Genomic DNA, 26660 nt, shown 5'->3' on the forward strand with positions numbered 1-26660 from the left:
TGCGGTGCGACCGCAAACGAAGCGAGCTACCGCTCGAATTGCGTTCGCCCGCTCCCGTTGATCGCTAGAATCGTGTCACGATGACATCAATTTCAGCAATCACTGTAGAGAAGCTTAGATGTCGTTTTCGCCCTTGACGGAACCGAAGTTAGCAACGATCCCACCATCGACGTAGATCAGTTGGCCGTTGATAAACTTGCCAGCGTCGGATGCCAACAGAATCGCGGCCCCGGCTAGATCTTCGGGTTCACCCCAACGGCCCGAAGGGGTACGAGTCATGACCAAATCGTTGAAGGGGTGACCGTTAACACGAATCGGAGCGGTCTGGGCCGTGGCGATGTAACCGGGAGCAATGCCGTTGATATTGAGCCCATACTTGGCCCATTCACAACACATGTTTTGCGTGAGCAATTTCAGCCCGCCTTTGGCCGAGGCATAGGCCGATACTGAATAACGCCCATACAGACTCATCATCGAACACATATTAATGATCTTGCCTTCACGGCGTTCGATCATCGACGGAGCAATTCGCTTGGCAAGAATCAGCGGCGCGACCAAGTCGACTTCCAAGACTTCCTTGAAATCTTGGACAGGCATTTCAAGAATCGGGATTCGCTTGATGATTCCCGCATTGTTGACCAAGATGCCGATCGGACCGCAATCCTTCTCAATCTGGGAAATGCCTTTATCGACTTCATCTTCACAAGTCACATTGAAGTTAAGTGTGTAAACGTCGATGCCGTCCTTGGCGTACTCATCCTTGCACGAGGCAAGCTTATCATCGTCGATATCGTTAACACAAATCTTTGCGCCTTGTTGGGCGAGCCCCTTTGCGATTGCCATACCAATACCATGGGTCGCCCCCGTAACAAGTGCGATCTTGCCAGCTAGGTCAAATGAAATTTTGGACATGAGGTGTCTCTGATTGTAAAAGTTAAAATGGGGAGGGAGTTAGGAGAAAACGGGTGCCGTGCCGACACTCGACCTGGCATTCGGCCACGACTCATCCTGACCGCAGATTGCCAAACCCGCTCGATTGCCACCCGCTCGATTGCGAGTACAAGTCGTCGCTGCGAGTACAAGTCGTCGCCGAGCGTTGCAATTGAAATCAAGCTCCGTTCCAAGACGGGCCGACACACTAGTTACACTGAATCAAATACTTAATGCCGTCTGGGTTGGCATCAATCGCCTCAAACGTCTTTTGCACTTCGTCGATCGGGCTAATTTTCGTGATCAGTTTGTCTAGATGCAGCGCGCCGCTGGACGCCAATTCAATCGCTTCATCAAAGTCCTGCTCTTCATAGAGCCGAGCGCCGATCATCTTAATTTCCGACCAGAAAAACTTGAACAAGTTCACGGGCTTGGGTTGCGGATGAATTGCAACCATCACAATGCGACCACGAGCGTTTGGCAATTCCGTCATCACCTCTACACCCGGAGCGGAACCGGATACTTCGAACACACAATCGGCCATCGCACCGTCGGTAATCTTATCGACCGCGTCGGGAAGACTGGTCGTTATAGGATTAACCACTTTGATACCAAGCGTCTCCGCCAACGCCAATCGTGACTCGTTCACTTCCGACAAAATCACGGTGGCCCCTTTTTGAATTGCGACCAACGCAATCAGCAAACCGATCGGTCCGCCGCCAATCACGACACAGGTCTCACCCGCTTTGACTTCACCAAGTCGAACGTCGTGGCAAGCCACTGCCGCCGGTTCGATCATCGCTCCATGTTCCATGGATAACGAATCGGGAAGCTTATGCAGTGTGTAATCGGGTACGGTCCAAGACGACTGCATGCCGCCAGGCATATCGATGCCAATGAACTTCAAGTTCTTTCCAACATGAGCATGCCCTTTGTCAAACGAACTCGGATCACCGAAAAGCAATGGACGAACCGCAACGCGGTCACCTACAGCGACCGAAGTGACGCCATCGCCAACTTCGGCAACCGTCGCTGACACTTCGTGCCCGATGATCTGTGGCTTACTGACCCGTTGGTCCATGGCACCGTGGAAAATATGGATATCCGTGCCGCAAATGCCGCAAAACGAAACTTCCAAACGCGCCTGGCCGGGACCAGGCTTAATGACTTCACTCGATCCAACCGCAACACTGCGGTCACCTTGATACTGTGCTGATTTCATGATCCTACTTCGCATCTAAGACTCTATCTAGAACAGGGGACTGACCCTCCACTAAACAGATCCAACAACGTGGAATTGGGGCGGTGTGTGAATTTCGGTCAACGAAGGTCTTAATCTCAAAGGTTCAGCCCCCTTCATTCAACAAACTCTAAGACCAACTGAGTTTGTAAATAGTTGTCTCGTCATACGTTTCGCCCGGCTGAAGGACACTCTTCGGAGCTCCCTCGATATTCGGGCCGTTTGGATACTTTGAAGTCTCGATGCAAAACGCACGAAACTGGCCAAATTGGTCACCGCTTTCACGATGCAATTTATCCGACGTGTAACGACCGGTGTAAAGCAAGGTGCCTGGCTCGGTCGACAGAACTTCCAATCGTCGTCCCGTTATCGGCTCGGACACCTCAGCCACTTTTCCAAGCGAACCGACCGGCTTATTGAACGCATAAAAATGTTCGAACCCTAGAGGCAATTCGTCGAACGCATCCCCAATCCGTTTGGGCTCATTAAAATCAGCCACGGTGCCCATGACCGATTCCTCCTCGCCGACTGGAACATTCGTTTCATCAGGAACCAAGATCCGATCACTGTGAAGTTGCAACACATGATCGAGCACATTGTCTTTGAACCCGTTCAAGTTGAAGTACGTGTGGTTGGTTAACGATATCGGCGTGGTTTTATCCGTTTCCGCTTGATAATGAATTTTAAGCTCGTTGTCGCTGGTTAAGCGATACTCCACAACAACCTTCAAATTCCCAGGAAACGACTCGTCACCATCCGCACTTTCAAGTGACAAGGTTAGTGCCACCGAGTCTTTGTCCTCCGCAACGCTAACAACATCCCATACTCGTTTGTCGAAACCTTTGATGCCACCATGCAAATGGTTCGGACCATCGTTGGTAGCCACTTGATGCTGTGTACCATCGACGGTGAACTTGCCATCCTTGATCCGAGCCGCATAGCGTCCCACTAAACAACCAAAGTACGGTGAGTTCGCCTTGTATTCATCGCCAAAATACCCCTCCAGCGTGTCAAAGCCGCAAACGATGTCACTTTGGTTTCCGTCTTTATCGGGACTTACGATCGACGTGACCGTGCCACCATAAGTGGTGATCTTTACAATCATGCGATTGTCGTTCTCGAGCGTGAATCGATCCACCGATTGTCCGTCGACTTCACCAAAAGGCTGTCTTGATAATTTCATCAAATCAAATCCCCGAATTGATTAAGTCAGATTGGATAGACACATTGGCAGCAGTCTCGACAGGTTTTTGATCGAGAGTTTGCCCAAAAGCAAGCACAAGCACGCCCACCACCATGCACGCCAACCCGGTATAGAGCCACCGTCGCGCCGCCGGCGATGCCTTGGCCCACTCGCCGGTCAAGATGCCGCTTACAACCGCAACGACCAAACAAGTCGTGTTGAAGATAGCGTAAACCACAACCGGTCCATTCGCCCCAAGACTATCCGCTGCAAACGCATACATTGCGGACGCCGCGTAGTGAAAGAACGCCATGATGAAAATCAAAACAAAGTTTTTGCCGAACGAAGGCGTCTTGAAATTGCCCCAAACCTGCCTCTTTGACAATTGAAACAAAAAGTAAAATGTCATCACCACGCCACCACTCAAGAAGACCGGCAACATCACGGCCATCGCCGTCATCCATCCGGGGTTACCGTTCGCCTCGACGGCATCTCCGAGCGGCCCCGCACCGTAGGTGTATGCGACATTGAAACCCGTCGCCAACAATCCACCGAACACAGCGATCAAAATGCCCAAGGCATACGACTTCGGTTTGGAAGATTCATCATCCGCATCCGAACCTTCCGCCGCCTTCAACGCCACCTCGTCCGCTTCGCGAGCCAAGCCGGCTCGACCGTTCGAAAGAACTCCGAAAAGCACGATCGCAATTCCGCTTAGGATCGCGATCATCGCAGGGGTCGACGGAAGCGACTGGCCTTTGGAAATTGCAATCCCCAGTGGCAGAATACTGCCGACCAAAATCACGGTTCCAATAAAGAGCGAGAAGCCGAGCGACAACCCAATGTGGTCAATCGCTTTGCCCCACATCATCACTCCGACGCCCCATAAAAAGCTTGAGACAATCATCGTGATCAAAATCCCACTGTCGATCCCAGAATAGATCGACCCCACCCCTTTCATTAATGCAAAGGTGGAAATGAGAGGAACGACGAACATGGTGAGAATGAAAAACAAACTCCATTTGTTTTCCTCCTCAAAGTCGCTAGTGTATTTTCCTGGAAGCGCGTAGAGCCCGAGCATAGTCCCGGCGAGCAATGCCGCCGCGATGCCGATAAACATTTTCGAGAATCCTAAAGGGAGAAACGTAGCCTGACAAATCTATTTGATATTGGCTTTGATTGACGCAATCGTTGCCTCTTTGTTCTTTTCACGCAGATCAGCAAAAATCCTGGCGTGCTCCTCATACATTTGGTCGTAATCGCCAAGCCGCGTGTAGGTTAACATCATTCGAGCAACCAATTGACGCCAAGCGGGAACAAAGTCCCCTCCTCCACAAGCAACCAAGATCGCTTCATGAAACGCAATGTCATGTAGCGCGATCGTGGTCGAGACCCCTGTCTCACAAGCAGCTTCCATCCTCGCCAGCGCTGATTCGACGGTTGCGATTCCCTCGTCCGTTAAATCCTCGATCCCTTCTTCGATGATGTGTGATTCAATTTGAACACGGATCGAAGTCACAAATGCGCGATCTTCCGGTTGAGGCGGATGACGAACAGTAACCCCTCGGTTTGCTTGGTAGGCCAAGTAGCCTTCGTTGGAAAGCTGGATAAACGCATCACGAACCGGACCACGACTCACGCCAAGACGACTCGCCAGTTCCGTTTCTCGAAGCATTGTGCCGGCCGGAAATCGACCGGAAACTAATTCATCACGAATTCGATTCGTGACCTGTTCACGAACCGTGATGGGGCGTAAGTTCATAGGTAGTCCCTCGCTCTGGAGTTCCGATCGGCAACGGCCAAAACCGAAGTGTAGATTGTTAACTATCTTACCAAGCACAGGCTTAGACGCAATAGCCTAAGGGAACGACGACTGACAATCGGAACGGAACAAGCCCCTGCAAGCGGCCCCCTAAGCCCCGCCGACCATCTGCAGAAGCAGATCCAGATCCGCGATAAATTCCCGCATCGATTGGTGTCGGCATGATGCTTGTTTTGACAACGCCTTGTCGACAATTTCATCGGCAAAATCGGGAATACCGCGATGAGGTGATCGTTTGCTAGGCGGAGCCGGTTGCCGAGAACAGATATTGTCGAACGTATCCTCCTGATCGCGACCACGAAACGGCTCGGCAATCGCCATCGCTTCGTACAAACAGACGCCCGCCGAAAAGATGTCGCTTCGCTCATCCAAATCGCGATTGCCAATTTGCTCCGGAGACATGTAGGTCGGAGTGCCAAGTAGCTGTGCCGCTGGCGTTAACGGGGAAAGCTCAAAAGCCGCCCGGCTATCCGCAACCGGTCCTGCCGCAACCGGTCCTGCCGCAACCGATCCTGATTGGGCTTTCCCCAATCCGCGAACGGGTGATGACAAATAATTTGCATCATCCAGCCTCGATTCGCCCCAAACTTTGGCTGCCCCCCAATCCAACAGTGTCACTTCGCCAAAATTCCCAATCCAAATGTTCGATGGCTTCAGATCACGATGGATCACGCCACGAACGTGTGCGAATGCGAGAGTTTGGCAAACCGCAATAAGGATCTCGATTCGGCGGCGCAACGGAAACACGTCGACAACCTCCGCGTCTCCCTTCGCGATTTGGCGCAAGACACTGAAGAAGCACTCACCCGAGATCCGTTTCATCACATAGTAGATTCCGTGCTCTGGGTCCTCGCCAATTTCATAGACAGGCACGGTCCCCGGGTGTTCCAATTGAGCTGTTACGCGAGCTTCTCGCAGCAATCGCCGACGAAACGAGTAATCGCTTTTAAACTGCGGCAACAGCATTTTGATGGCGACGGTACGTCCGATCACCTGGTCGAACCCTGAGTACAAAACTCCGTTTCCACCACGAGCCATTTCACGTCGATTCGAAAAACGCTCCAAACCCACCGGCAGCGGCGAAGGAAGATCGGTATCGGTGCAGGAAAGAGAAAGCATCATTGGAACGTCCCATCCGAAGATGATTTGCCTGGCATTTGCAAGATCCAGGCGGTTATGGCTTAGGCAATGTTCGCTCCATTTGAACTTAGCCTGTATATTTTTCAACATCGGTTTTTCGGACCGATACCATTTCGGTCGTCATACCTCCCTATCAACATGCCAGCTAAATTCCCCTGCCCCAATTGCGGTCACGAGCTTGCAAGAGCAAACGCGGACTGCGCCGATTGTGGCTACCCGAATCAACCTCGCGACGCCCCAGAACCGATTGTGCCTGCAAAACCGAGCCCGAGGCTCCGCATCACCATTGGCAAGCTGTTCCTCTATATCACCGTTTCAGCGATGGTCTTCGCCATCCTTCGAGCCGCAGGTTTCGATGGCCTGTTCTTCACCCTCTTCGTTTCCGCCTCATTCATTCCGCTCGCCAAGCTCATCCGCAGCTTCCACCAAAACCCGATTTGGTAAGGCTGTGAGGCAAGGCCCTCGTTGCAATCGACACGCAAACCGCATGAGTTGGACACCGAGGAATCAAGTCGCCGTCGCCGATGCGTCTCAGCAACTGGGCTTCTGATTTCTCTTGGGCAGCGAAAGCCTGGACACCAACGCATTGCGAAACCGGGGACATTGGTCATTCGGTGGGAATCGTGTCCATAAACCCGATCATCATTTCGTCCCAGCTCTGGTCGCCCCAACGGACGGATCGGGTGGGATCAGGGTTGTGCAGATTGTATTTCGAATTGTCAAAAATCGCTCGGCATTCAATCAGCGTGCCTCGCGGCAACTTCCGTGGCTCCCTAAGAATGTATTTGAGTTGCCAATTGAAATCGTAAGCAGGCACATTCAACAACACCTCGGTTGCACCGCTGGGGAAACGAGCTTCGTACTGAAACGCCTTTCCTCGCAAGTGCATATGCGGCGTCATACTAATGAGCAACTCGTCTTGTTTCGCCCTGTAATGTGCAAACACTTCGTGGTTGGAGGCACCAGCAGGAATTTCGAATTTTGGATTGATCGCAATGCGGCCTTGAAGATGTTTGCGAACGTTTCCTTTTTCGGTAAAGCAAAAGCCAGCGTAGCTGAGGTCCGATTGCGCCGTGCCATTGGGCGTGTAGTGCATCTCAAAGAGCAACTTGCTACCCGCTTGAACGTGGATGGCAACGCCATCGTGTAGCTCAACAGGTAGCGAACCGGGAGCGTATCCGACCAAAACCTGCCTCAGATCGGGCCTCCGGCCACCCGGGGGAATAACGTAGACCAAGATGTGATGCACTACGCTTCGGTTTTCCGGCCTCGCTTCGGCCGCAACGATATACTTGTCTTCATCCCACTGAGGATCAACAACGAAACGCTGGTAATCGACGATCCCTTCAGCGGGCACCTCGAACGGCATCTCGCGCATCGCGATCACTTGATCAGGCGGCGTGATCCTCCATCCTGCGGTGAACACCGGCGGATCGGGCAAGTCACCCGGTTCACCCTCGGGCATTCCGCCATCGACCCAATCAGCAATTTGTTGCTTTTCAGTTTCGCCAAGCCTCGCGTCGTTCGCAAATTCACCGTGAGCGGGATCAGCCGACCAAGGTGGCATGCGGTTGTTATCGATCACCTCAAGAATCGTATCTTCCCACCCAAGGACGTCGTCGTAGCAGGTCAAAGTAAACGGGGCGATTTCGCCTTCGCGATGGCATGTTACACAACGCGCATTAAAGATCGGCGCAATATCTTTATTGAAGGTAACTTGGCCTGTCGTTTCAACTTGCTTGACGCGTCCAATGTGACACCCCACTGCTTCGGTCGAAGGATTGGAAATCGGTTTCCCCGAAGCCAACTCTTCGATCGCGATCTCCAAATCGGAGTTGATTTTTTTGTCTCGCGAATAGCCCACGCCATACTGGTCGTCGATCCGTCCGTGATACCTCACCACACGATTTCGGTCGAGCAGGAACACCTCGGGCGTACGCTCTGCCTTCATCACATCTGCGATACGGTTCCCTTTGTCTTTCAATAACGGAAAGCTGATTTGATGGCGATGTCCATAAGCAGCCAATTCGGTGAGGCTGTCCTGCTTGTTGGAATTGATCCCAAGAATCATCAATCCTTGCCCCGCGAATGTTGCCTGCAACTCATTGAGTCGCGGCCCGTACAATTTCGCAAGCGGGCACTCGGTCCCCAAGAACACGACCGCGACCATCGCGTGATTTTCAAAGTCGCTAAGCGAAACCGATTTGCCATAGGCATTGGTCAATGTGAAGTCAGTGACCGTTTGCCCAAGGGGTGAATTTTGCTGAGACATATCTTCCTGAGACACAGGGGCGGTCGGCTGCGCAGAATCACAACGAGAAAGGTGGACAGCGTCCAAACAAAGCATTCCGACCAAAAAGCAATAGTAAAGTCCACGCATCGGATTTCTCCCCCTAAGAATCGAGTAGCTGTTCCCGAGGCACTATAGCACAGTGCGGAAAGAGGAGTGAGAACAAAAGCGTTAGCCGCTCATTTGATCACTACTAAGCGATTGCCCTGGCTTACGGCTGTGCCCAAGCAGCTGTGTCTAAGCAGCGGTGCCCAAGCAGCGGTGCCCAAGCAGCGGTGCCCAAGCAGCGGTGCCCAAGCAGCTGTGCCCAAGCAGCGGTGCCCAAGCAGCTGTGCCTAAGCAGCGGTGTCTAAGCAGCTGTGTCTAAGCAGCTGTGTCTAAGCAGCGGCGCCTACGCAGCTTGACGAGCGACAAGGAATTCACGAACGAATTGGCCAAGCTTTCGCGGACTGAATGGTTTGTGCATGATCGCGACAATGCTGAACCGTTCGACAAGACTTTGAGTGTCGAGCTCGAGCCCTTTAGCGGTACAGAGAACCGCCGGGATGTCTGCAATCGCTTCATCGTTGGCGATTTTTTGCAGCAAGTCGATGCCACTACAGTGAGGCATTTGCTGATCGGTGATGAGCAAATCCGCCGCATAACTTTTGAGTCGCTCATAAGCAAGTTGGCCATCGGAGAAACTCTCGACGGCAAACCCCATCCGCGTCATCAGAAAGTGCAAAACATTTCGAAAGGCAGGATCATCTTCAGCGATAACGATGCTGGGCTTTACCAATTTACGCTCTCCTCATTATCGCCGACATTGAGTGCCAACATACCGTTGGCTGGTTTGTAGGCCCAACCATAGTTTTCACTTGGCTTTCGCACCGGCGGTTCCGACATATCGCTACTCAGATCGTAAAAGACTCGTGACCGGTCCGTAGCTGCGCCGATTGCGGCTGCGGGAAAGCGACCGCAAAGCATTGATTCCATCGCTTCGGGCAGTTCGTTTTCTTTGGGGTACGAACCTGCATTGACTCGGTATAGCCCGATCGCATTACGCAAGGCCGCAAGCTGTTGCCGCGCAGCCATATTGCTGCTGACGTTGCTGCGGTCCAGTACTATCGGCGCGACAATGGTTGCAGCGATCCCGGAAATCAAGATAACGATCGTCACCTCAATTAACGTAATACCGGAACGGATGGTTCTGTGCTTCATGGATGCCCCCCCGATGAATCACATTGTTTACTTTTTCACGCTACAAAAATATAGGACAGTGCCTGACAAGACGAGCGCGCGGATTCGTAAAAGCACTACGATTAATGCTGGCCGACGACAACGCGGGGTTATAATCATCAGAACCGGAACGGACACTGAGGTTACAAACTCGAAAGGGGTGGCTATGGCCGCGATGCACGGCGGCAGCGTGTGTTGAGAATTCGGATCATCGGATGTTGCTAACGGGCAACACGGGCTTCGCCCAACCACAAAGTCATTCGGCTTTCGCATAGCAACCAAGACCCCCGGACGGCGTTATCCCGAGATTATCGCGATTCGTCTCGACCCGAAGACAACTACTTGGCTCAGCGTTTGCTTCTTTAGAGCGACCCGCAACCTGAGGCACTCTTCTTGGAACACACTTCGATGATTGAATCCCATCCGGACAAATCCGAATTGACGGATCGCCAATCTGCTTCTATCCCCGACTTGCCTCGGCCAGTTTGGATCATCCTGCTTGCGATCATGGTCCTCATTGTCAGCACAATCGCTTCACGTACACCTGCTTCCGGACAAGGCATTGGACCCTCCGGACAAGGCATTGGCCTTGATGCGATCATCATGGATGGGGATGCAAGTGGCATGAACCTCCTGAATAGCGTCCTCATCGATGGTGGGTCGCGTGTGGACAATACTTGGCAATGCTCGCGCCCGATTTCTTACGATGGGATCACAACGGTCTTCGACTTTGGCAATGTGGGTTTCCTACGCAGTGCAAGCTACGGTCAATCCGTTCAACTCGTTGCAGCGTTAGCGAATTTTGATTCCGATGCGGATGCCGACGGATGGAGGGCAGAATTGGTCGTTCTTAGCGCGGACGATTATCCGGTTACCGTGCCAGCATACGCCTACTTTGAGTTGACGCCCAAGCACTGGAATCCTTTCGACATTTATCTGCCGCAGCGGCCAAGCAACCTGAACTGGGTCAAGCCGATATCATGGAACATGCCACTTTACTTTGATGAAGATGGCGTCGCACGAGTCAAGCTTCCACTACGCCGATCGATTGAGGTTGACTGGGACAAACGGTTTTCATATCCGGACACCGGTCTTTTGACTGTTCGCGTGTCGATCCGCGGCGGAGAAACCCTTCACTCTTCGGCAGTTGTCCAAATTAGGGCACCGGTCTTAGTTGACACCTGGAGACCCGATCGATAAGGTAAAGGCAAACAGCGAGCATTCGACGTGCCCGATCCTGTGAAGGCCAAAAACCTTCAAAGGTGCGGGCGTTTTTTATATCATCATCTTCCAAATCAAGACATTATGAATCCGCAAGATATCCTTCGGTACGTCGATTCGCTTCACCGTGAGAAGAACATTGACACGGAGATTGTCTTTTCAGCGATCGAGGCGGCTCTACAGACAGCAGCAAAACGTCAATACGGAGAAGAGGCAAACATCACCGTCCAGTTGAATCGCGAGAACGGCCGCATTTCGGCGATTCATAATGGCGAAGAGCTTGGCGATGACCAGATCGGCCGAATCGGTGCCCAAACGGCGAAGCAGGTCATTATTCAGAAAGTCAAAGAAGCCGAACGCGATACGTTAATGAACGAGTATCGCGAACAGGTAGGCCAAATCGTCGCTGGAATTATCGGGCGAGCCGATGGTGGCGTGGCGACGGTGAACTTAGGGAATGTGGAAGCGATCTTACCTCGCAGCGAGCAGATTCCAGGCGAATCTCTTCATGCGGGCGAGCGAGTTCGCGCGGTCGTGTTTGAAGTCAAAGCGGCTGGCAACCGTGTCCGCGTCGTGCTCAGCCGGACACGTCCCCAATTAGTCCAAGCCCTGTTTGAGCAAGAGATTCCTGAAATTGCCGAAGAGGTCATTTCAATCAAATCAATCAGCCGCGAACCGGGTTACCGGAGCAAGGTGGCCGTTAGCAGCGTCGACACTCAAATCGACCCGATTGCCGTTTGCGTCGGCTATCGCGGCAGCCGCATCAAGGCCGTTCGCGAAGAATTGGCGGGCGAGCATATCGACGTGGTTCGTTGGAGCGACGACCCCGAAGTAATGATCCCCAACGCACTACAACCAGCGGCGGTCGAGCAGGTTTTGCTATGTGACATGATTGGCCGTGCCATCGTGCTGGTCCAAGAAGATCAATTGTCCCTTGCCATCGGACGTCGCGGCCAAAATGTACGCTTGGCAAGTAAGCTGTGCGGATGGGACATCGAAATCATGACGGGTGGCGAGCTTGAGGAACAGATCGAGCGAGCGGTTACAGGATTTAGCCAAATCGAAGGAATTACCGACGAGATTGCTCAATCGTTGGTCGAGCAAGGCTATTTGTCGTATGACGACTTGTCAGTGATCGAGCCCGATTTGTTCATGGAAATGAGCGGATTGAGCGAAGAGGCGGTCGATCGAATCGTCGATACGGCGGAGACGAAGGCCGAAGAAGCCGAGGTGGCTGCTGCCGAAGAACGTCGGAATCGCAAAGAAAAAGAACGGCTGATGCGTGAAGCCGAAGAAGCGGGGATTGCAGAACCTGCGTCAGAAACAGCAGCCGAACCTGAAACAGCAGCCGAACCTGAGACAGCAGCCGAACCTGAGACAGCAGCCGAACCAGAGACAGCAGCCGAACCAGAAACACCGACGGAAATGGACGCGACAAACGCCTCCGAAGCCAGCTCGGAATTGCCCCACCCAGAGCCGATTGAGGAAGAAACACCGGATGCAGAAGCGCCGGAATCCGACTCATCGACGCCTAAAACAAGTTAGTCCCCAAGAAAAATCGGCGAAAACAGCCATTTCCGACGTTTCATACGTTGCCAGTGATGGCTATCGCTGCCTACCATTTGCACTTTAGAATTGGAATTCAGGGGAAAGACCCCCCATTGCCCAGGATTCTCGATCGAAGACCTCTGCGTCGAGACGTTTATTCGTTATCCTAAAGGTCCATGGAATCCTAAAGGTCCATGGAGCCGAACGGCTGCCATCGAGCCAGGTGGGTCGGTACATTCAACGGGCCGAGCCTGTTGCTTGAAGACGGATCCAAATTAAGACGTACCGGAGAGGGGTTGCACCTCTTCGGGTAGGCCTTTTATTACTGAAACATTCCCCGACGCGGTCCTCACCAAAGCCAATAATACGATAGGGCTGCGGCGATGGAGGAAGTCATTTATGTAACCCCAATTTAAAAAGCGAGCCGGTTTGCCATCCAATCAGGTGTGATTCGCCAAACAGACACACATTCGTGCACCCTTCTACTGTGCCTATGCTTTCTCCCATAACGTAATTGGGATGTAGAGTGGCGATACCGGTTCAAATAATCGAAACTGACAGGACTTCTACCCCGTGCCCGCACGCATTTACGCGCTCGCAAAAGAACTGAATTTAGACAGCAAAGATCTCGTTGATCTCGTGAAGAAAGTCGGCATCACCGGCAAGGGATCGGCGCTGGCCAGCCTTACCGATGAAGAGGCGGACAAGGTCCGCGAGCATGTCGCTGGAGCTTCAAAAGCTGCCCCACCGAAAGCCAAGCCTTCGGCCGCCGCACCCATGGCTGCTGTCCGTGATGCTGTCTCCCCGGTCGAACGAAAGCCTATCGCGATCAAGATCGGTCGGCCCTCTACCAAAACGGCCAAGCCGACCGCAGGCGGATCGAAACCGGCTCCACCGGCGCCGATTCGGTCTCCGTTGTTCGGAACCGGCGGATCCGAGAAAACCGATTTGGATTCCTCAAAGGAAAGTAAAGCCAAACCGGTCGGCGACCAGCCACAGAAACCGGCCGCAATGAAGCCAACCGCAGCGAAGTCAGGCCCGCTCGCTGGAAAAGTCGATGGCGGAAAAGCCGACGCAGGAAAATCGGCGGCGAAAAAACCAGACCCAGGAAAAGCCGAGACGAAAAAGGCTGAGACGAGAAAAGCCGACCCCAGCTCTCCGGCGCGGAAAGCTGTTGGCAGCGAAAAGCCAAGCGATGCCGCAGCCAAAGCTGGCGCCAGCGGCTTGGCCGCTCGGGTGGCCAGCAAGATTGGATTCGGTTCCAAAGCATTGCCAAAGCGACCTAGCACACCAGTTGCTCCGATTCGCCCCGATGCGGCCGCGGCGACTGGCGGAACCATCCGTTCGCTTGATCGTCCGGCAGGTGGTGCCGGTGGTGGTGAAAAGAAGTTGGGACAAGGAGCGAAGCCAAAGCGACGCGAACCTCGCATCAACGTTAAAATGGCCTCCTTGCCTGATGCCCCCGAAGCGGCGACTCCGAAGTCGGCTCCTGGGGAACCGAAGGCACAAAAACCCGACATCAAACTTAGCAAAGATGTGATCGCCGGTCACAAACAAGGGATGAAGGCTCCGCTAGAACAATTAGCCGCCGAGGATACCGAGAGCAAACGTGGCGGAGCACGCAAAGTCGGCAGCGGCGGGTTAAGTGGATTCACAGGCGAGAAATCTCGCAAAGGTGGACGCGGGCCGGCCGAAATCGAAGAGGAAAAACCTAGAAAGAAAGGGATCGCTGGAATGGCCAGCGCCCGCGCGGAACGGTCGCGTGGCGGTGGTGGCGGTGGACGCCGAAAACAGAACGATTCTTTTGATCGCATGGGGGCTTCGACCGGACGTGAATCTCGTTACCAGCGTCGAACACTGAAACGCAAAGGGACCAATACAGCGGCCCCGCGTAAGGAAAAGATCCAACTGGAATTGCCTTGTACCGTTCGTAGTTTTTCGGAGGCCGCCGGTGTACCGGTCGCGCAAGTGCTGCGAGTGCTGATGGGCATGCAGATGATGATCAATATCAATTCGGAACTCGATCTCGATACAGCCGAATTGATCGCGACGGAAATGGAACTGGATATCGAACTCAAAGCGTCCGAGACGCTTGAGGAGGAAGTGATCTCCGGCATCGAAGAAATTGAAGACGATCCGGACAAACTGGTTGCACGTCCGCCAATCGTCACTTTCCTTGGCCACGTCGATCACGGCAAAACCAGTTTGCTCGATTATTTGATCGGGATCGATGTCGTCAGTGGCGAAGCTGGTGGGATTACCCAACACATCCGTGCATACGAAATCGACAAAGATGGCCGAAGTGTCACGTTTGTCGACACCCCTGGTCACGAAGCGTTTACCGAAATGCGGGCTCGCGGTGCGAACGTCACCGACATCGCCGTTTTGGTTATCGCTGCGGATGACGGAATCATGCCGCAAACCGAAGAAGCGATTAGTCACGCCAAAGCTGCTGGCGTGCCGATCGTGGTAGCCCTCAATAAATGTGACCTCGAAGGGGTCGATCCGAACCGCATCTTAACTCAGCTGACCGAACATCAATTGACCCCGAGTGAATGGGGTGGTGATGTCGAAGTGATCCAAACCAGTGCGATTAAGGGCACCGGGATGGATGACCTTTTGGAAACACTGCTCACGATTTCGGAAATGAACGAGTACGCGGCGAACCCCGAACGCCAAGCACTTGGTGTTTGTTTGGAAGCCGAGCAACAGGGTGACCGAGGTGTGGTCACGAAGTTGATCGTTCGAAACGGAACACTGCGAGTCGGCGATATCGTGGTCTGCGGTCCATCCCACGGACGTGTTCGCGCAATGACCGACACTCTGACAGGCAAAGAACTCAAGGAAGCGGGCCCAAGTACTCCTGTGAACGTGATCGGCTTGGACCAAGTTCCCGATGCAGGTGACCGGTTCCATGTGCTCGATGACATTTCGAAAGCACGCGAGATCGCCGAGAGCCGCGAAGCATCTAGCAATCGCGAAAATTTGTCGGGCAGCACAACGAAGGTTTCGTTCGAAAATTTCCAAGAGATGCTGCTCGGGGGCAATTTAGGCCGCCCCGAAGACAAAGTGAAGTTGAACGTGATCGTCCGAGCCGACGTGAAGGGATCACTCGAAGCCATCGACAAGGAATTGACCAAGTTCGAGCATCCCGAAGTGGAAATCCGAGTCCTGCAGAGAAGCGTTGGTGGGGTGTCCCTTGCCGACGTAACGTTAGCCTCAGCGTCAGACGCAGTGGTTTTGGCATTCAACGTCATCCCCGACGAACAAGCACGTTCGCTGGCGGATGAGCGGGGTGTCCAAATTCGCCGCTACGAAGTCATCTACAAATTAACAGACGACATCAAAGCGATGATCGAAGGACGCCTCAAACCCGAAGAGCGGGTCGTCGAACTCGGCCGAGCACTCGTCAAACAAGTTTTCTCCATCAGCCGCGTCGGAACGATCGCAGGTTGCTATGTCGCTCAAGGAATGTTCCAGCGTGGGTGTCGCGTTCGCGTCAATCGCGATGGCCGAACCATCGGCGATTATCCGCTCGATTCTCTCAAGCGGGTGAAGGAAGATGTCAAGGAAGTACCGCGAGGAATGGAATGTGGTATCCGATTGCATGGATTCAATGACATCAAACAAGACGATGTCCTCGAGGCATATCGCATCGAAGAAGTCGCCCGAACATTGGATTAATTAAACCTTGGATTAACCTAACCTTGGATTAATTCGAAGACTCGATGAATGCGAAAGTCCGCTTCCTCGAGTTTGACCGCTTGCGACTTACGTACTTCCAACTTCACCCTTCACACTTCCCCCCATGTCCACACGTCGTTTGTTAAAAGCTGCTGAGGCGATCCGCGAGGTCGTTGCGTCAACCATCTTGACCGAGGTGCGTGATCCTCGCGTAAAAGACGTGACCGTGATCGGTGTCGAGGTCACTCCGGATATGCGTGAAGCGAAAGTCGCAGTCAGTGTGATGGGAACGGATGCCCAACAAACGTTGGCACTTCGTGGGCTGCAAAACTCGGCTGGTTTCCTGCAGAGCAAGATCGCCAAGCGAATCGAATCTCGCTACACCCCCCGATTATCATTTACGCTCGACAAGGGGATCCAAAACTCGCTCGTCGTTGGCGAATTATTGGCTAAGATTCGCCGAGAAAACGAAGGCGAGGATGCCGATGATGATGCCGTTGATGAAGCCGTTGATGAAGCCGACGTAGAAAATGACGACTGATTCAAAATACAATTTCCCAATCCATCCATTTCCATTCACTGCCGCAAGATGTCTGCAAGTAACCGCGCCTCGCTGATCACCAAACTTTTCACGGCGTTAAAAAAACATTACACGCCCACCCCGCAACAACCGCCCCGTCCGCTGCTAGAGCATATGCTGTACGCGTCATTACTTCAGGATGCGCCGGCCGAATTGGCGGATGAGGGAATGGCAAAGTGTGAGCAGGATTTTTTTGATTGGAACGAAGTTCGCGTCACGACCATCAGCGAGCTGAGCCAAGTTTTGTCGCGGTTGCCCGATCCAGTAAAAGCGGCAACGCGAGTAAAAAGCAATTTGCAGTCGGTGTTCGAAGAGTTCTACACCTTTGACATTGACCATCTGAAGAAAGACAACTTGGGAAAGGCAGTTGCCAAGTTTGAAAAAATGCCCGGCGTGACTCCTTTTGTGTTGAGCTACACGGTCCAACATGGCCTCGGCGGACATTCAATCCCAGTCGATTATTCGGCGATGGTAATCTTGATGGTCACCGAAATTGCCTCGCAACCCGAAGCGGCTGGCGGAAAGGTTCCCGGACTTGAACGAGCCATCCCCAAGAGCAAAGGAATTGAGTTCTCCGATTTGCTTCACCAAGCAGGCGTCGCACTAAGCAATAGCACCAAAGACAAAAAAGCGCGTGCATTGGTCGATGAAGTTGCCAAGGGATCAAGCCAACGACTCGACGAATGGTTAAGCGGAAAGAAAGCTGCGAAGAAGCGCGTCGCCAAACGTAAAGCGGCACAGGCTCAAGCCGCTAAGGAAGAAGCGGAATTGGCTGCCGAAGAAGAAAAGGCAGCGAAGTCGAAAAAGACGTCAAAGTCGACTAAAAAATCAGCGAGCAAAACCGAAGCCGCTGCTGCACAACCCGCAAAAGACGCAAAGTCAACGGCAAAAGCGAAAGCCAAAAGCGTGAAGCCCCCAAAGAAAGCAGACGAAGCGGAATCGGAGGCGGCTAAGAAAAAGCCGACCACGAAGAAGGCGACTGCCGCCAAGAAGGAAACGCCCACGAAGAAGGCACCCACTCCGAAGAAAGCATCTGCCGCCAGCAAACCAACTTCAACTTCGCAACCGACTGCGAAAAAAAAGAAGACGGTAAAGAAATCCGCCAAACCATTGGCTTCCGAACCGAAGGCGACTTCAAAGAAATCAAATAGTCGAAAACTCACCAAACGAAAACCGCGATAATTAAGAACACACGCTGAACGAATCATGGCTGGTCACTCAAAATGGGCAAACATCCAACATCGAAAAGGCCGCGTCGATGCCCAACGCGGAAAGATGTGGAGCAAGTTAAGTAAAGCCATCATCGTCGCTGCCAAGTCGGGCGGCGGCGATCCTGATGCAAATATCCGATTGCGCAAAGCGATCGATGACGCTAAATCGCTTAGCATGCCCAAGGACAATATCCAACGGGCAATTAAACGGGGAACAGGCGAAATCGCCGGAGGCGAAGTCGAAGAGCTACTCTATGAGGGTTACGGTCCAGGCGGCGTTGCAGTGATGTGCGAAGTGATGACGGACAACCGGAATCGAACCACGCCTGAACTGCGAAGTTTGTTCGGCAAATTTGGCGGTAATATCGGTAACTCTGGCTGCGTTTCATACCTGTTCGACCGGAAAGGATTGTTTGTCTTTGATGCCAAGTCTGTCGACGAAGAAAACGTGACCGAAATCGCGTTGGAAAACGGTGGCGAGGATGTGGAGGCAAGCGATGACGGAAAAATCCAAGTCACGACCGATCCCGAAAACTACCAATCGCTACTTGACGCATTCCACGCCGCAGAAATGGAGCCTGAGATTGCATCCATCAGCCAAATCGCACAAACGATGGTTGAGATTGACGGTTCCGTCGCAAAGTCCGTGCTGAAGCTTCTCGAAGCCTTGGACGATCACGACGACGTCCAAAACGTCAGCACCAATTTGGACATTACCGACGACATGTTTGAAGATTGATTTGGAATCCATTCAACGCTAGATAGTCCGATGCTGTAGGCAAGCTTCACCGTGCGACGATATCGCACGAAAAGCTAAATCACCTTGTCCGAAAATCGGAACGACGGGCTCATCGGAATAGGGCCCCGTTGAGCAGGGCCCCGTTGAGCAGGGCCCCGTTGAGCAGGGACCCGTTGAGCAGGGACCCGTTGAGCAGGGCCCCGTTGAGCAGGGCCCCGTTGAGCAGGGCCCCGTTGAGCAGGGCCCCGTTGAGCAGGGCTCAAAGGCTCGATGCTAATGCCGCTTCCGCCGCGTCGAGAGTCATGGCCGTGTCACTGGTGACATCGTGATTGGCGACTTGCACTCGCGACTTGACTCGCGACGTAAACGGGCTGGCATCGCCCGTATTGTTGCCAAAACTAATTCCGAGTGCCCGCGCGGCCTGAACGGCCGAACTATCAGGGTCCACTTGGCGAAGCTGATTTACAGCCTCGGTAATCGGGACACTGTTGATATCTGGTGGTTGGTAACAAACCATTTCCCCTAGCTTGCCTTCAACAATCAAGCGAACCGCATGAGCGCCGTACTGAGTTGCCAACACGCGGTCAAATGTCGTTGGCGCTCCACCACGTTGCAAGTGTCCGAGCACACAAACGCGAGTCTCTCGGTGAAGACGATGTTCAATTTCTTCGGCAACAACTTGCCCGATGCCACCAAGGTGAGCCTGTGCACCGGTTTGCTCCGACGCAACGCTGTAACCACCGGGCAGCATCGCTCCTTCGGCTACAACGACAAGCGTAAATTGTTTCCCTTGGCTTTCGCGCGATAAGATCTTGTGGCAAACATTTTCCCATGTCCAGGGAATCTCGGGGATCAAAATCACGTCACCACCTCCGGCGATACCCGCATGCAACGCAATCCAACCGGCATGGCGGCCCATGACCTCAAGCACCATGATGCGTCCATGACTTGCGGCGGTCGTATGTAATCGATCAAGCGCATTGGTGGCACATTCGATCGCACTATCAAAACCGAAGGTGAATGCCGTCGCGGACAAGTCATTGTCGATCGTTTTAGGGACCCCGATAACGGGAATACCATATTCGTGAAATTGCTGTGCTATCGCTAGCGAACCGTCACCTCCGACGCACACCAAACCTTCGATACCGAGTTGCTCGACCGTGGTTTGAACCCCAGCGAGCAGCTCCGGTTCAATCTCGACTCGGTCCGATACGCCCACGGTAGCGGCAAAGCGACCTTTGTTTGTCGAACCGAGGATCGTACCACCTTGGTTCAAAATGCCAGTAGTATTTTTCGGTGTCAGTGTTTTGTAGCGAACCGGATCGTGGAGGCCTTCATAACCCTGTAAAAACCCGACGCAGTCGTAACCGAGTTGGTTTGATGTCTTCACGACACCTCGGATCACGGCGTTCAGTCCTGGGCAATCGCCCCCACTCGTCAGCACACCGATACATTTTTTCGCCATCGAATTCAATCTCCCCCCAACGGGCATGTCTGTGCCTTCGTTCACGATTCGTCGACAAAGGCGTTTGTTTATTTACAAGAATAGGTCGTAAATCGGTGCAACAAGCCGATAAATGTACGCTTTATCCACTTGCCTTCGGCAAAAAACGCATGACCCTCAAAAAAGGAATCTCGGTTGCCTGCCTAATAAAACGCGAACGCATTCGTTGGCTCCTTGGCGTCGTGTTAGAATGCCCGCTTCGGATCTCCTCCATGCGTTGATGTCATCCCTGAACACTGGTGATCAAATTGTCTATTCGCAATATTTTCCTATCTGTCACGTTCCTATGTGCCTTCGCCTCCTGGTTGATCGCGCAAAGCCCCGCCGAGAATGCCACTTGGCAGGAAGTACAACAGGCAATCCACCAAGGATTGCCGAAGACCGCTATCGAAAAATTGGAGCCGATCATCACAAACGCAAAAAACGAAAAGAACTACGCAGAAGCGATCAAGGCGATCGCGATGAAGGTTGCCATGGAGGGGACGATTCAAGGTAACCAAGCCGAAGAAAAAATCGTACGGCTAGAAACCGAGATCGAGGAATCGCCAGCCGAGATGAAACCGATGATGGAAGCCGTTTTGGCTAATTGGTATTGGCATTACTTCCGACAAAACAATTGGCGGTTTATGCAGCGCACGCAAACCGCAGAACCGATCAGTGACGACATCACGACCTGGGATCTATCACGAATCCTTGCCGAAATTTCGCTCCACTTTGACAAGGCACTCGAAAACGCAGATGTCTTAAAACAGACACCGATCGGTCAATACGATGCACTTCTAGAAAAAGGCAACTCGCCCGATTCATATCGTCCTACGCTATGGGACTTCGTGGTTTACGATGCTCTTGATTTCTATCAATCGGCAGAACAAGCGGGTGCGAAATCGCAAGACGCGTTTGAGCTTGAAGCCAGCAGCCCGATCTTTGGACGGGTCGATGATCTGCTCGCGTGGGAACCAAACACCGATGACAACGATTCCCCTACGCTCAAGGCAATTCAGCTCTATCAGCAACTGCTCACCTTTCATAAAAACGACGATGACAAGTCAGCTCTCCTGGACGCCGATCTGGCGAGGTTGGTGTTCGGTAACAACCAAGCGGTCGGCGAGGAGAAGACGACTCGGTTTAAGGTGGCATTGAAGCGATTCGCCGAAGAACATGCTGATCATGAAATTTCGACACGCGCGCTACATGAACTCGCGACGCTCGTTCATCGCGAGAAAGACTACGTCGAAGCGAAAAAGATCGCTGAGGTGGGACTCAATCGACATCCAAATTCCATCGGCGCCAACCGCTGTTACAATCTGATTCGCCAAATCGAAGCCCCTTCCGCGTCAGCCGATACCGAGCGTGTCTGGAACAATCCTTGGCCAACGATCAATGTTCGCTACCGAAACATCGAAAAAGTTCATCTACGGCTCGTTCCATTCGACTTCGAAGAATACGCTCGTTCAAATCGTTGGCAACCAACCGCTTTCAATCAAGAGGAACGCAGCAAACTGCTACGAGTGACCCCCGTGAAACAATGGTCGGCGGATTTGCCGAAGACAGCGGATTACAAGGAAACCGTCGAACAGTTGCCAGTGCCGAAGGATGTGCCTAGCGGATCGTATTTTTTGATCGCTAGCCATCGCGAAGATTTTTCGGATGATGACAACCAAGTCAGCATGACCGAAGTATGGGTTAGCAAACTAGCATTGGTGCTTCGCAATGCTTACAGCATTGACTACATCGAAGGCTTTGTACTTGATGCAAAATCGGGAATGCCCAAGGCCAACGCTACCGTACGCATGTGGACTCGGATTCGCGGCAATAAACGCGTCGGCCTACCGAATCTTCGCACGGATGCAAACGGTGTTTTCCGATTCGATGGCGATGGGCGTGGCGGTGTGCTTTTTCATGTCTCCGCCGATGGCGAAACCCTTTCCTCGAAAGACAATATTTCGACCTATCGTAATCGCGATAGCGAGACGACTGTGGAGCAAACGCGGTTTTTTACCGACCGGTCAATTTACCGTCCCGGCCAAACGATCCGCTACAAAGGCATCTGCCTGCGGTTCAACCAAAAAAGGAACAACTACCAAACGATTTCAAACCGAAACGTCGTTGTGGTTTTCAGCGATGCCAACAATAAAGAGATCGAGCGAGTTAGCCTTCGCACGAACGACTACGGCAGTTTTAGCGGTAGCGTCACGGCGCCCCGTGACCGATTGATGGGCCAAATGTTCTTGCGAGTCGATGGAAAACCGCCTGGTCAAACGGCGATTCGTGTCGAAGAGTACAAACGCCCCAAATTTAAGGTAACTCTTAATCCACCCTCCGAAGCGGCAAAACTAAACGGCGATGTCAAACTGCAAGGCAACGCAACTGCTTACACCGGCGCTGCGATTGACGATTCACTTGTCAGTTACCGCATCGTTCGCGAAGTTCGCTATCCCATTTGGTGGGGTTGGTCGACAGGACGTTTTTGGTTCCCCGATCGAACGCAAGGGAACCAAGAAATCGCTCACGGTACCGTTCGGACAAACACCAATGGTTCGTTTGACATTGAGTTTGTTGCCAAACCGGATTTGTCGGTCCCTACCGAAAGCGAGCCGACGTTCATGTATACCGTCTACGCCGATGTCACCGATTCGGCTGGAGAAACTCGATCGGATCAAATGACGGTCAATGTCGGTTACACGGCGCTGGCAGCAACAATGAACGTGGATGATTGGTTGACGCCAAAAGAGCCAATCAAACTTTCAATCACCACCAAATCGCTTGACGGGCAAGGCCAATCGGCAAAAGGAACGGTCAAGGTCTACGAGCTCAAACAACCCAACACCGTCGCTCGCCCACCACTTGCGGGAAATGGGCATTGGCCATTAGGACACGCGGCGGACGGCGACAAAGACATGTCCGATCCCAACGCATGGGAACTTGGTGACGAAGTAGCCACCGAAGCGTTCGAGACCGACGGTGCCGGCAATGCGACGCTCAACGTCAAACTGGATGCAGGGGTCTACCGTGCGACATTAGAAACTCGTGATCGGTTCGGCAAGGAAGTGACTGCGTTACTGCCGATTCAAGTCCTCGACCCAGATGCGAAAAAGCTAAACATCCGAATTCCCAACCTAGCCGTTGCACAGGACAACTCGCTCGAACCGGGTGAGACACTGCAAATGATTTGGGGAACTGGTTACGAAACAGCTCGGGCATACGTCGAGATCGAACATCGCGGCAAGATATTGAAAAGTTACTGGACCAAACCCAAAACAACGCAAGTCCTTATCGAACAGCCCGTTGACGAATCAATGCGTGGCGGTTTCACCGTTCGTACGACCATGGTTCGCGAAAACCGAGCTTACTTCAATACACAATTTATTGAAGTCCCATGGACGAACAAACAACTGAAGATCGAATGGGAACATTTTGTGTCTAAACTCGATCCTGCTGCAAAGGAAACCTGGACCGCAATCATCACGGGCACCGATGCCAAGAAGATGGCGGCGGAGATGGTAGCAACGCTTTACGATGCGTCACTTGATGCGTTTCAGCCACACCAATGGCAACGTGACTTCGGCGTTTTCTATCGAGACGGCTCCAATTTGCACTCGATGTTCCAAAATTCCCGTCAGACACTTCAAGCCTTCATCCACGGATGGCGAATCGATTCACGCAACGGCTCGCTCACTTATCGTCACTTCCCAAACCAAATCAAAAACAATCAATGGGGATACCAACTTAGGCGTGGCATGATGATGAAAGGGGCTGCCGGTTACGCTTCTAATGCAGCGCCCGCCCCAATGATGGAAGTGGCGTTTGCAGAAGGCGAACCAATGGCGATGGCCGCTGCGGCGCCAATGGGTGGCGCGGATGCATTGCACCAAGAAGCCGCAGAAGAGGACGCTTCACTCACAGCTGAAAACGGCACCCCGGACGTCGATCTCGAAAACGTCTCGGCACGAACAAACCTGAACGAAACCGCCTTCTTCTTTCCTCATTTGTTGGCAAGTGACGACGGCACGGTTCGGATGCAGTTCACAATGCCCGAGGCGTTGACCGAGTGGAAATTCTTGGGGTTTGCACATGACAATGAACTACGTAGCGGACTTTTAACGGGTACAACCGTGACGGCCAAAGATTTGATGGTCCAACCCAATCCGCCACGGTTTGTCCGCGAAGGGGACATGATTGAATTCACGGTGAAAGTGGTCAACCAATCGGCGACGGCACAAACCGGTCAAGTCCGATTGTCGTTTAGCGATGCGAAAAGTGGTGACTCCGTCGATAGAGAGCTAAGCAACGCCATTCTTGACCAATCCTTCGATATCCCCAGCGGCCAATCCCAAACGCTTTCGTGGAAAATCGAAGTTCCGGAAGGGATGGGATTTTTGACATACAAAGCGGTTGGGTCGACCGGCAAATTATCCGATGGCGAAGAAGGATATTTGCCCGTGTTGTCTCAACGAATTTTGGTCACCGAGTCGATTCCACTACCGATCCGAGGCAAACAAACGAAGGAATTTACGTTTGATAAGCTGCTTCAATCGGGCGATTCCGATACCATCCGACATCAAGCCTTGACGCTACAGATGACCTCCAATCCGTCGTGGTACGCCGTAATGGCGTTGCCATACTTGATGGAGTATCCGCATCAATGTAGCGAGCAAACCTTCAACCGACTTTATGCCAACGCCTTGGCTCGCCACATCGCAAATAGCGATCCGAAGATCGAGCGCATCTTCGAGCTGTGGCGTGGCACGCCCGCGTTGGATAGTCCGCTCGAAAAGAACGAGGAACTCAAATCGGTGATGCTCGAAGAAACGCCGTGGGTACGTCAAGCAGAAAACGAAAGTCAAGCTCGACGCAATATAGGCATCCTGTTCGATCAAAATCGTCTCGACGATGAAACCAACCGTGCGTTGTTCAAATTGACGGAACTTCAATTGGAAAACGGTGCGTGGCCCTGGTTCCCCGGCGGCCCTGGAAACGACTACATCACACTTTACATCACTACCGGGTTTGGGCGGATGCGGCATTTGGGTGTCGACGTTGACGTGGCTTCGGCGATCCGATCATTGACCCGACTCGATACGTGGGTCACCGATCGGTACAAGGACATCAAACCCGCCACTCGTGATAACAACCATTTATCAACCACGATTGCGTTCTATCTGTATGGCCGTAGTTTCTTCTTGAAGGATCAACCAATCGCTGCGGAACATCGTGAAGCGATCAACTATTGGCTTGGCCAAACAAAGCAGTACTGGCTCGATCTTTCTCACCGCCAATCACAGGCACACCTGGCGATCGCATCAAAACGTTTTGGCGATCTTGATACGGCCCAAGCGATCATGCGATCGATCAAAGAACGCTCGGTTTCGGACGAAGAAATGGGAATGTTCTGGCGAGAAAACGAGTTGTCTTGGTGGTGGTATCGCGCCCCGATCGAAACCCAAGCGATGATGATCGAAGCGTTTGATGAAGTCATGGACGATCGCCAAGCAGTCGAAGATTGCAAGGTTTGGCTGCTCAAGCAAAAGCAAACTCGCGATTGGAAAACAACCAAAGCAACCGCCGATGCCGTCTACTCGTTATTGCTTCGAGGTAGTGACTTGCTCGCTTCGGACGAATTGGTTCAAGTCGATTTGGGTGGCAAAACGATCGAACCGGTTGATGTCGAAGCGGGAACGGGCTTCTATCAAGGACGCTTTTCCAAAACCGAGATTAAGCCGGAGATGGGCAATGTAACGATGAGAAAGCTCGACGAGGGTGTCGCTTGGGGAAGCCTACATTGGCAATACCTCGAAGATATCGCCAAAGTGACGCCGCACGATGCAACGCCGCTCAAGCTAGAGAAAAAGTTGTTTGTCAAAAAGAACACCGCTGACGGTCCAACCCTTGTGGCTGTCGACGGCCCCGTTTCAGTCGGTGACGAGTTGGTCGTGCGAATTGTGCTGCGAACGGATCGTGACATGGAATACGTTCACATGAAGGATCATCGCGGCAGCGGTACGGAACCGGTCAATGTGTTATCGCATTACAAGTACCAAGATGGGCTCGGCTATTACGAATCGACTCGTGACACAGCAACGCATTTCTTTATGGATTATTTGCCAAAGGGAACCTATGTATTCGAGTACAGCACGCGAGTACAATTGCGCGGCGAGTATCAAACGGGCTTAGCAACGATCCAGTGCATGTATGCACCAGAATTCAATAGCCATAGCGAAAGCTTGGGGATCGTGGTGGATTGAGCTTCATCGGGCCAATTGAGCTTTATCGGGCCAATTGAGCTTCATCGGGCCAACGGCTCAGCAGTTTGCCTGAGCCTGCCTGTTGAAGACTGCCAACCTAGGCCGAAC

18 protein-coding genes are annotated in these 26660 nt (G+C 52.7%); 8 read left to right on the forward strand and 10 right to left on the reverse strand.

What is annotated here, in order from left to right; translation table 11 throughout:
• Nucleotides 1–114: 114 nt before the first annotated feature.
• The 6 genes from CA13_RS10210 to CA13_RS10235 all read right to left on the reverse strand — a co-directional run bounded on the left by CA13_RS10210 (nucleotide 115) and on the right by CA13_RS10235 (nucleotide 6297).
• Nucleotides 115–912: a gluconate 5-dehydrogenase gene (locus CA13_RS10210; protein WP_146396047.1), complete on the reverse strand. Its 798-nt coding sequence runs from the start codon at nucleotides 910–912 to the stop codon at nucleotides 115–117.
• Between the two features lie 226 nt (nucleotides 913–1138).
• Nucleotides 1139–2167, reverse strand: coding sequence for a zinc-dependent alcohol dehydrogenase (locus CA13_RS10215; RefSeq protein ID WP_473087454.1), 1029 nt, complete (start codon nucleotides 2165–2167; stop codon nucleotides 1139–1141).
• Between the two features lie 133 nt (nucleotides 2168–2300).
• Entirely contained in the window at nucleotides 2301–3353 is a 1053-nt protein-coding gene (locus tag CA13_RS10220) for an aldose epimerase family protein (RefSeq protein ID WP_146396049.1), read from the reverse strand.
• A 4-nt stretch (nucleotides 3354–3357) separates the two neighbouring features.
• Nucleotides 3358–4473, reverse strand: coding sequence for an L-rhamnose/proton symporter RhaT (locus CA13_RS10225; RefSeq protein WP_146396051.1), 1116 nt, complete (start codon nucleotides 4471–4473; stop codon nucleotides 3358–3360).
• Between the two features lie 39 nt (nucleotides 4474–4512).
• Nucleotides 4513–5115 (reverse strand): GntR family transcriptional regulator, encoded by a 603-nt coding sequence (locus CA13_RS10230; protein WP_146396052.1) that lies wholly within the window; start codon nucleotides 5113–5115, stop codon nucleotides 4513–4515.
• A gap of 150 nt (nucleotides 5116–5265) precedes the next feature.
• Nucleotides 5266–6297 (reverse strand): serine/threonine-protein kinase, encoded by a 1032-nt coding sequence (locus CA13_RS10235; protein ID WP_146396054.1) that lies wholly within the window; start codon nucleotides 6295–6297, stop codon nucleotides 5266–5268.
• A 267-nt stretch (nucleotides 6298–6564) separates the two neighbouring features.
• On the opposite strand from CA13_RS10235, the gene CA13_RS10240 reads away from it, so the two are divergent.
• A complete protein-coding gene (locus CA13_RS10240; protein WP_146396056.1) occupies nucleotides 6565–6759 on the forward strand; it encodes a hypothetical protein in 195 nt (64 codons plus the stop codon).
• Between the two features lie 163 nt (nucleotides 6760–6922).
• Here CA13_RS10240 and CA13_RS10245 read toward each other — a convergent pair whose 3' ends face one another.
• From CA13_RS10245 to CA13_RS10255, 3 genes are all read right to left on the reverse strand, one after another.
• The gene (locus CA13_RS10245; protein WP_419194153.1) at nucleotides 6923–8695 is read right to left on the reverse strand and encodes a redoxin domain-containing protein; all 1773 of its coding nucleotides are present in this window, start codon (nucleotides 8693–8695) and stop codon (nucleotides 6923–6925) included.
• A gap of 301 nt (nucleotides 8696–8996) precedes the next feature.
• A complete protein-coding gene (locus CA13_RS10250) occupies nucleotides 8997–9383 on the reverse strand; it encodes a response regulator (RefSeq protein ID WP_146396057.1) in 387 nt (128 codons plus the stop codon).
• A complete protein-coding gene (locus CA13_RS10255) occupies nucleotides 9377–9805 on the reverse strand; it encodes a type II secretion system protein (RefSeq protein WP_146396059.1) in 429 nt (142 codons plus the stop codon). The genes CA13_RS10250 and CA13_RS10255 overlap by 7 nt, the downstream gene beginning before the upstream one ends.
• Before the next feature lie 426 nt (nucleotides 9806–10231).
• Between CA13_RS10255 and CA13_RS10260 the strand changes: the two genes are divergently transcribed.
• The 6 genes from CA13_RS10260 to CA13_RS10285 all read left to right on the forward strand — a co-directional run bounded on the left by CA13_RS10260 (nucleotide 10232) and on the right by CA13_RS10285 (nucleotide 18806).
• Nucleotides 10232–11023 (forward strand): hypothetical protein, encoded by a 792-nt coding sequence (locus CA13_RS10260; protein ID WP_146396060.1) that lies wholly within the window; start codon nucleotides 10232–10234, stop codon nucleotides 11021–11023.
• 105 nt (nucleotides 11024–11128) lie between these two features.
• On the forward strand, nucleotides 11129–12589 hold the full coding sequence (gene nusA / locus CA13_RS10265) for a transcription termination factor NusA (RefSeq protein WP_146396063.1): 1461 nt from the start codon (nucleotides 11129–11131) through the stop codon (nucleotides 12587–12589).
• 576 nt (nucleotides 12590–13165) lie between these two features.
• Nucleotides 13166–16276 (forward strand): translation initiation factor IF-2, encoded by a 3111-nt coding sequence (infB, locus tag CA13_RS10270; RefSeq protein ID WP_146396065.1) that lies wholly within the window; start codon nucleotides 13166–13168, stop codon nucleotides 16274–16276.
• A 124-nt stretch (nucleotides 16277–16400) separates the two neighbouring features.
• The gene (gene rbfA, locus CA13_RS10275) at nucleotides 16401–16817 is read left to right on the forward strand and encodes a 30S ribosome-binding factor RbfA (RefSeq protein ID WP_146396067.1); all 417 of its coding nucleotides are present in this window, start codon (nucleotides 16401–16403) and stop codon (nucleotides 16815–16817) included.
• Nucleotides 16818–16865: 48 nt separating this feature from the next.
• A complete protein-coding gene (locus CA13_RS10280) occupies nucleotides 16866–18038 on the forward strand; it encodes a hypothetical protein (protein WP_146396069.1) in 1173 nt (390 codons plus the stop codon).
• Between the two features lie 24 nt (nucleotides 18039–18062).
• Nucleotides 18063–18806 (forward strand): YebC/PmpR family DNA-binding transcriptional regulator, encoded by a 744-nt coding sequence (locus tag CA13_RS10285; protein WP_146396070.1) that lies wholly within the window; start codon nucleotides 18063–18065, stop codon nucleotides 18804–18806.
• 259 nt (nucleotides 18807–19065) lie between these two features.
• Here CA13_RS10285 and CA13_RS10295 read toward each other — a convergent pair whose 3' ends face one another.
• The gene (locus tag CA13_RS10295; RefSeq protein ID WP_419194154.1) at nucleotides 19066–20271 is read right to left on the reverse strand and encodes a 6-phosphofructokinase; all 1206 of its coding nucleotides are present in this window, start codon (nucleotides 20269–20271) and stop codon (nucleotides 19066–19068) included.
• Between the two features lie 278 nt (nucleotides 20272–20549).
• Here CA13_RS10295 and CA13_RS10300 point away from each other — a divergent pair, with 278 nt between their 5' ends.
• Complete coding sequence (locus tag CA13_RS10300; RefSeq protein ID WP_419194155.1) at nucleotides 20550–26552, forward strand: alpha-2-macroglobulin family protein; 6003 nt, start codon at nucleotides 20550–20552, stop codon at nucleotides 26550–26552.
• Nucleotides 26553–26660 lie beyond the last annotated feature (108 nt).

The organism is Novipirellula herctigrandis (assembly GCA_007859835.1).
In the GTDB taxonomy this organism is placed as follows: Bacteria; Planctomycetota; Planctomycetia; order Pirellulales; family Pirellulaceae; genus Novipirellula_A; species Novipirellula_A herctigrandis.